Source organism: Aquitalea pelogenes, assembly GCF_001515305.1.
Lineage (GTDB): Bacteria > Pseudomonadota > Gammaproteobacteria > Burkholderiales > Chromobacteriaceae > Aquitalea > Aquitalea pelogenes.
Genome location: NZ_LNQV01000093.1, coordinates 1 through 3,819, shown reverse-complemented (window position 1 = coordinate 3,819; position 3,819 = coordinate 1). Strand labels below are relative to the sequence as shown.

At 63.9% G+C, this 3,819-nt stretch carries 4 protein-coding genes; all 4 read left to right on the top strand.

Annotated features, from left to right (window positions below; genetic code table 11):
• Nucleotides 1–48 precede the first annotated feature (48 nt).
• Nucleotides 49–396: an AIR synthase-related protein gene (locus AWT75_RS20210; RefSeq protein WP_275575777.1), complete on the top strand. Its 348-nt coding sequence runs from the start codon at nt 49–51 to the stop codon at nt 394–396.
• A gap of 94 nt (nt 397–490) precedes the next feature.
• Nucleotides 491–1,930: a sigma-54-dependent transcriptional regulator gene (locus tag AWT75_RS20205; protein WP_045845138.1), complete on the top strand. Its 1,440-nt coding sequence runs from the start codon at nt 491–493 to the stop codon at nt 1,928–1,930.
• Nucleotides 1,914–2,915 (top strand): NADH-quinone oxidoreductase subunit B family protein, encoded by a 1,002-nt coding sequence (locus AWT75_RS20200; RefSeq protein ID WP_045845139.1) that lies wholly within the window; start codon nt 1,914–1,916, stop codon nt 2,913–2,915. The genes AWT75_RS20205 and AWT75_RS20200 overlap by 17 nt, the downstream gene beginning before the upstream one ends.
• Nucleotides 2,912–3,819: nickel-dependent hydrogenase large subunit (locus tag AWT75_RS20195; protein WP_193394111.1), on the top strand; the 908-nt coding region annotated here is incomplete at its 3' end. The genes AWT75_RS20200 and AWT75_RS20195, both read left to right, overlap by 4 nt.

The window sequence follows — 3,819 nt, the reverse complement described above, 5'->3', positions numbered from 1 at the left end:
GCTGATGGCCGCCAGCCCCGGCCCTGCGCCTGATGCGCGACCCCACCCGTGGCAGGCCTGGCAACCACGCTCAACGAAATCGCCCAGCAGTCCGGCGTGGGCATGCGGCTGCAGGAAAGCGCCATTCCGGTACAGGCCAGCGTGCGCGCTGCCTGCGAATTTCTGGGATTGGACCCGCTCTACATCGCCAACGAGGGTAAACTGGTGGCCATTTGCCCGGCAGCAGAGGCAAACGCGGCGCTGGCGGCACTGCATGCCCACCCGCTGGGACAGCAGGCGGCCATCATCGGCGAAGTGGTGCATGACGCCCACCAGTTTGTGCGGGTGCAGACCGATTTTGGCGGCGAACGCCTGCTGGACTGGCTGAGCGGCGAAATGCTGCCGCGCATTTGTTGAGTGCTTGTCCGATACTGCAAGCAACCATTCAGGCCGGGCCTGCCCGCACCATAGCAAACACAACGTACCGAACACACCTTGGGGAATAACAACAATGCGCGCCAAACCCGCCATCTTGCTGGTGGATGATGAAATCCGCTCTCTGGAAGCCCTGGAACGCACGCTGGAAGACGACTTCACCCTGTTTACCGCCAATGGCGCTGCCGAGGCGCTGGCCATTCTGGATTCGGAATTCATTCAGGTCGTGGTGAGCGACCAGCGCATGCCGGACATGAGCGGCGTGGAGTTTCTCAAGCAGGTGCGTGAACGCTGCCCGCAAGTCATCCGCATCATCCTGTCCGGTTACACCGACAACGCCGACATCATTGCCGCCGTCAATGAAGCAGGTATCTATCAATACCTGCTCAAGCCGTGGCGGCCGGAATCGCTGCTGCTCACTGTGCAGGGCGCAGTGGAGCTGTTCCGCCTGCAGCAGGAAAACGAACTGCTGAACGTGGAGCTGAAATCGTCCGAGCCCTGGCTCAAGGTGCGGGTGGACAGCAAGCGCGAGCAAATGCGCGAACGCTCGGCCATGGACAATATCGTGCGTGCGCCGGACAGCAGCATGAGCAAGATCTGCGCGCTGCTGTCGCGGGTGGCACCGTTTGACATCGCCGTGCTGATTGAAGGCGAATCCGGCGTGGGCAAGGAATTGCTGGCGCGTGCGCTGCACTATGCCAGTCACCGCCGCGACCGCCCCTTTGTGGTGGAAAACTGCGCCGCCATGCCGGAACAACTGCTGGAAAGCGAGCTGTTCGGCCACAAGCGCGGTGCTTTCACCGGCGCCTATCAGGACCGCATCGGCCTGTTTCAGCAAGCCGATGGCGGCACCATTTTCCTGGATGAAATCGGCGAAACCTCGCCCGCCTTCCAGGCCAAGCTGCTGCGCGTGCTGCAAGAAGGCGAAATCCGCCCGGTGGGCAGCCCGCGCCCGCTCAAGGTGAATGTGCGCGTGGTGTCGGCCACCAACAAGCAACTGCCCGAGCTGGTACGGGCCGGTCAGTTTCGTGAAGACCTCTACTACCGCCTGTCTGCCTTTACCGTCAGCGTACCGCCGCTGCGCGACCGGCCACAGGACATTCCGCTGATTGCCCACAGCCTGCTGGAAGAAGCCTGCCAGCACTATCAGCGCCCGGCCGCCCACTTTGGCGCGGACACCCTGCAAGCCATGCAGGACTACCGCTGGCCGGGCAATGTGCGTCAGCTGCGCAACGAGATCAACCGCATGCTGGTATTGAGCGACGAAGACCGGCTGGGTGCCGAGCTGCTGTCGGCCGAAGTACTGCAGGCGGCCGCCGAAGAACAAGTCGCCGAGCTGGCCTTTCTTTCCGGCCTGCCGGGCGATCTGAAAACCCGCATGGAAGAACTGGAAAAGCAGATCCTGCGCGAAACCCTCACCCGGCTGCGCTGGAACAAAACCCGCGCGGCGGCTGAGCTGGGATTGTCCCGCGTCGGCCTGCGCAACAAGCTGACCCGCTATGGCCTCGAAAAATAAGCGCCTGCTGTGGCTGCAATCCGGCGGCTGCGGCGGCTGTACCCTGTCGCTGCTGAATGCCGAATCACCCAGCCTGTTCACCACGCTGGCAGACATCGGCATCGAGCTGATCTGGCACCCGAGCTTTGCCGAGCAAAGCCTGGATGAAGCCATGCACATGCTGCAAGCCCTGGCCGATGGCAGCGAGCCGCTGGACATGCTCTGCCTGGAAGGATCGGTAATGACTGGTGCTGCCGGGCGCTTCCACCTGCTGCCGGACGGTCAAAGCATGAGCACGCTGATCGAACAACTGGCGCGCCGCGCCCGGCAAGTCATCGCCGTGGGCACTTGCGCTGCCTATGGCGGCATCAGCGCGGCGGGCGACAACCTGACCGGTGCGGTGGGGCTGAACCACAGCGGCAATCATCCGGGCGGACTGCTGGGCGGAGACTTCCACGCCGCAGGCGGACTGCCGGTGGTGAACATCTCCGGCTGCCCCACCCATCCGGGCTGGGTACTGGAAACCCTGGCCTTGCTGGCCAGTGACAGCCTCAAGGCCAGCGACCTCGACCCGCTGGGCCGCCCGCGTTTTTACGCCGACAAGCTGGTACACCACGGCTGCGACAAGAACGAATTCTACGAATTCAAGGCCAGCGCCACAGCACCGGGCCAGATGGGCTGCCTGATGGAACACGTGGGCTGCAAGGGCACCCAGGCCCATGCCGACTGCAACAGCCGTGGCTGGAATGGCGAGGGTTCCTGCCTCACCGGCGGCTACCCCTGCATCAACTGCACTGCGCCGGACTTTGCCGACCCCGGCCATGGTTTCTTCAGCACACCGCAGGTGGCCGGTTTCCCGGTAGGCCTGCCCACCGACATGCCCAAGGCCTGGTTTGTCGCGCTGGCCACGCTGTCCAAATCCGCCACGCCGGCCCGGGTACGGCAGAATGCCACCCGCGACCGCCTGACCGTGCCACCCTCCCTGCCGAAAAAGAACAAAGCATGAGCCGCCGCATTCTTGGTCCCTTCAACCGTGTCGAGGGCGATCTGAACATCACGCTGGACTTTACCGATGGCAAGGTCAGCGCCGCCCGCGTCACCGCCCCGCTGTTTCGCGGTTTCGAACGGATATTGCTGGGCCGCGAGCCACTGGACGCGTTGGCCATCGTGCCGCGCATCTGCGGCATCTGTTCGGTATCGCAATCGGTGGCGGCGGCCAATGCGCTGTCTGCCCTGTATGGCATCAGCCCGCCAGCCAATGGCCTGCATGTGCGCAATCTGGTCCACGCAGTGGAAAACATTGCCGACCATCTCAGCCATTTCTATTTGTTTTTCATGCCGGATTTTGCCCGCGCCGACTACCAGTCCCAGCCCTGGCATGCGGACACCCTCGCCCGCTTCCAGGCCCAGCGCGGCAGTAGCGTCGCCCCCATGCTGGAGGCACGCGCCATCCTGATGCGTTTCATGGGCAGCCTGGCCGGTCACTGGCCGCACACGCTGTGCCTGCAACCGGGTGGCGTCACCAAGGTGGTGAGCGCAGCAGAACGGGTGCGCTTGCAGCAATGGTTGCGTACCTTCCGCCGTTATCTGGAACAGCACACCTTCGGCCTGCCGCTGGAAGCCATCGCGGCACTGGACTCGGCAGAGGCACTGGCAAACTACCGCCAGCAAGCCCCCAAGGCGGATTTCTCCAGCTTTCTGCACATTGCCGACAACCTGCAACTGCACCAGCTGGGCCGTAGCTACGACCGCTTCATTGCCGCCGATGCCTATGCCGCGCCGGATGGCTGCTGGAGCCGGCCGGGGTATGGCAGGACGGCAGTCGCCTGCCGCTGGAACTGGACGACATCAGCGAGGACAACCACAGCAGCTGGCTGGCTGGCGAGGGGTTCGGCAACGCCCTTGGCATA